The sequence below is a fragment of the Syntrophorhabdaceae bacterium genome, from assembly GCA_028713955.1.
Taxonomy (GTDB): Bacteria; Desulfobacterota; Syntrophorhabdia; order Syntrophorhabdales; family Syntrophorhabdaceae; genus UBA5609.
Window position 1 is genome coordinate 1 of record JAQTNJ010000313.1, and the last position, 3,199, is coordinate 3,199.

Here is a 3,199-nt window from a genome sequence, read left to right on the forward strand (position 1 = left end):
CCATCCTTCCCGATCTCCCGCTGTATCTTCGTGAGATATTGCCTCACGGAGCTTTTCTGTGAAAGGCTCGAAGCCAGTAATGAGACGTCCGGGGTCCTGATCTCGTCAGAGATGTCCCTGTCCTCAAGGAAGACCCTTGTACCTTCGGTAAAATTGAACCGGATGGAGAGGTGTTCCAGGAATTCCTCTATCCCTGCCTCTCGCTTTCTGTTCCTGAAGGCATAGGCAATCCCCCGGTACATGGCGCCGGTATCGATGTAGGCATAACTGAGATCTTTTGACAACATCCGGGCTATCGTGCTTTTACCCGCACCGCTCGGGCCATCGATCGTAATGATCAGCTTTGTTCTCGTGTTTTTCTTCATCCTTTACCGTATCCTCAGAAAGGCGGCTCGTAGCTAATGGAAAATAGTATATAGTATATTGTATATCGAGGTACCAATACCGAGTGGGACACATGGGGTGATGAATTTGAATATACCATGTACGATATACTATATACGATATACTGTCAGCTGACGGCTATCTGCTGCCTTTATATGATTCTCCGCAGGGCCTCGATGAACCGCCTGTTCTCATCGGTCCTTCCGACGGAGACCCTGATAAAATCCGGCAGCCCGTAAGCGCCCATCCATCGAACGAGGACCTTTTCCTCAAAAAGCCTTTTTGTTATTTCTTCAGCCTCTTTGCCGAGCTTTACGAGAAGGAAATTTGCTTCCGATGGAATGAATTCGAGGGACAGCTCTTTCAGGGCCTTATTGAGATAGAGTTTGCCGTTTTTATTGTTCCTGAGGACCTTTTTGAGATAGACGCCGTCAGAAAGCGCTGCCTGCGCAGCGATGAGCGCCATCATATTGACGCTGAAAGGTTGTTTGGTTCTCTCCAGGAAGGCGATCAGTGATTCCTCCCCTATGCCATACCCTATCCTTAATCCCGCCAGGCCGTAAGCCTTGGAAAAGGTTCGCAGCACAAGAACGGGCCGCTCCGCGATATACTTGATAGTATGGGGAAATTCCGCGCTTTCAACAAACTCCGCGTACGCCTCATCGACGACGATGAGCACTTCAGGCGGTATGGTCTTCAGAAAATCTTCAAAATGCTCCTGCCGGAAGATCGTCCCCGTCGGGTTGAGGGGGTTATTGAGGAAGATAACCCGGGTGGCCTTATCTATCTGTTTACTGATGAGACTGAGGTCGACGCGCATATCAACAAGGGGGACCTTGCTGACCTCATAGCCGTAAACTTGCGCCGCAATGGCGTAGAACGCGAAAGAAGGATCGGATATGATGACCTTATTTCTCTTCTCGTGTTTCATGGCCTTGAGGGTCATCTCGATAAGCTCGTTGGAGCCGTTCCCGATGAGCACCTGTTCAGGTCCCGTACCGAGTTTTTTCGCGATGGCAGCCTTTAATTCCAATTCGCCGCCGGGATATCTGTTGGTAAAAAAGAGGGCATCGAGGATACTTGAAAATACCTTCGGTGACGGCGGGAAGGGATTTTCATTGGAAGAGAGTCTCACCCAGCCCTCATCAAAACCGTACATCATGGCCTTCGGATAATAGGGTATCTTTTTGACGTCCTCGTGTATCGTTAATTTCATCTTTTCGGTCCAATAATCCTTTCTACGAATTCCATGGCGTCTCTCTGCATCTCCGCGAAGTCCTGAAGTGAAAGGCCCGCCCCGAGCACGACCTTTTTCGCATCCTCTCTGTGGATGAGGTCCTCCGGGCTGTGAGAATCCGTGTTCAGTATCAGCCTTGCCCCGATCATCTTTGCCAGGCGTGCCACATGACCGTTCGTCAGTGAATGACCCTTCCGCGACGTTAACTCTAAGAAGGTCCCGCTCTTTTTCGCCATTGCAACCTCTTCCTCGGTGATGAGGCCGGGGTGCGCGAGGATGTCTGCCCTGCCCTCGATGGCTGCCTTGTTTGTGCCTTTTTCCACTGGTTCGACGATCGTTTCCCCATGCACGACAACATAGGAGACCCCGAGCTTCCTCGCAAAGGCGATCAGCTCACCGATGAGGCCTTTGGGGCTGTGGGTTATCTCAACACCGGGGACAACGGTTATGCCCTTGTAGTGTTTCAGCTCTTTTTTTAATTTCAGGATCCCGGCGACGACCGTCTCGATGTTCGTGGAATCCACGTGATCGGAGATGCCGATAACCTTGTATCCTTTTGTCTTTGCCCTCCTTACCAACTCTGACGGCAGGAGCTCACCGTCACTGAAGAGGGTATGTGTATGCAGGTCTATCATGGCTACATCTTATATTTGCCGAAATCATCCTGGGAGAGATTCTCCAGGATCTCTTCCCACTCCGTCGTATCCGTAACGACCTTGTCGCCTTTTTGCGAGAGGTCTACCTTTGCAGATCTCTGGATAACGGACTCTTCAACAAAGATCGAAGCGCCGGTCCGCAGAGCGATCGCAAGGGCATCGCTTGGCCGGGCGTCTATGGTAAGCCTCTTGTTGTTCACGTCCAGATGTATCAGCGCATAGTAGGTATTGTCCTTCAGATCATTCACTTCTATCTTGATCACCTTGATGCCGAGCTGATCGAGGATGTTTTTGAGGAGGTCATGGGTCATTGGTCTTGGAGTCTGGATGTTTTCCAGAGCTGTTGCGATGCTCGAGGCCTCGAGAAGGCCGATCCAGATAGGAAGGACATCCTTCTCCTCCAGGTCTTTCAGAAGCACGATCGGGGTATTTGTAAAAGGATCAACGGTAATGCCCGCAATCTTCATTTCTTTCAACATACCTGCACCTCCTTCAATTTTGGTTCCCCACCTTTCAGAGAATTGGCATAACCTTTTACTATTGCAACCTCGACGAGCCTGTTCATCATTGTCTGCGGACCATAAAAGTTGACGATCTTATTTGTCCTTGTTCTCCCTGTAAGCTCCTCTTTTGAGTTTTTGCTTATGTTTTCAGTCAGCACCTCGGTCGTTTTGCCTTCCATTGCCTTGTTCTTCGAAAGCGTTATCTCTCTTTGAAGTTTTTGGAGATGGTGAAGCCTTTCCAGTGCGGCCGCCCGCGGTACCTCACCGGACAGGGTTGAGGCATGGGTAAATTTCCTCGGAGAAAAGATAAAGGAGAATATACCGTCGAATTGAATATCTTCTATGAGATCCATGGTTTTTCTGAAATCTTCCTCATCTTCGCCGGGAAAGCCGACGATGCAATCTGCCGTGATGGCCAC

General features: G+C 50.0%; 5 protein-coding genes. All 5 read right to left on the reverse strand.

The genetic code is table 11. The annotated features are described in order from the left end of the window. Window positions 1–365: (d)CMP kinase (locus PHU49_16280; protein ID MDD5245568.1), on the reverse strand; the 365-nt coding region annotated here is incomplete at its 3' end. Between the two features lie 170 nt (window positions 366–535). After that, a complete protein-coding gene (gene hisC, locus PHU49_16285; GenBank protein MDD5245569.1) occupies window positions 536–1,600 on the reverse strand; it encodes a histidinol-phosphate transaminase in 1,065 nt (354 codons plus the stop codon). Then, window positions 1,597–2,256 carry a histidinol phosphate phosphatase domain-containing protein gene (locus tag PHU49_16290; GenBank protein MDD5245570.1) on the reverse strand — a complete coding sequence of 220 codons (660 nt, stop codon included), beginning with the start codon at window positions 2,254–2,256 and terminating at the stop codon, window positions 1,597–1,599. Before PHU49_16290 ends, hisC begins: the two co-directional genes overlap by 4 nt. A 2-nt stretch (window positions 2,257–2,258) precedes the next feature. Beyond that, window positions 2,259–2,756, reverse strand: a complete 498-nt coding sequence (locus PHU49_16295; GenBank protein MDD5245571.1) for a bifunctional nuclease family protein — start codon at window positions 2,754–2,756, stop codon at window positions 2,259–2,261. After that, on the reverse strand, window positions 2,750–3,199 hold a 450-nt coding region (locus PHU49_16300), incomplete at its 5' end, for a TRAM domain-containing protein (protein MDD5245572.1). The genes PHU49_16295 and PHU49_16300, both read right to left, overlap by 7 nt.